The organism is Marinagarivorans sp. (genome assembly GCF_982758155.1).
This window is the reverse complement of record NZ_CEXWTU010000162.1, coordinates 1-267: the sequence shown is the minus strand read 5'-3', so window position 1 is coordinate 267 and position 267 is coordinate 1. Positions and strand designations below refer to the sequence as shown.

Below are 267 nucleotides of genomic sequence, written 5' to 3'. Positions count from 1 at the left end.
AACATCAAATTCTATAACCTGGTTACCTTTAATATGACCGTTAAAATGTTCTTCGCCAGGGGCGGGCTATGAAAAATATATGTGTAGGGTTATCCGTAGCGGCCTTTTTGGGTGCCGTCGGCTCGCTTGTGGTCATGCAGCCTGAAATTATACAAACGAACCACGATGATTGGTTGGGTCGGCTAGGGCTTGTTATTTTCATACTCTCCAGTCTATTTGCTGTTGGTGTGTACTGCGTGGCGCGCCTAGTGTCTGAGGTTCTAGGGA

The 267-nt window shown here is 46.8% G+C and carries 1 protein-coding gene; it reads left to right on the top strand.

From position 1 onward, the window contains the following. Positions 1 to 68 precede the first annotated feature (68 nt). Positions 69 to 267 (top strand): hypothetical protein (locus AC3A8L_RS15215; protein ID WP_487963123.1); only part of this gene is annotated, 199 nt, incomplete at its 3' end.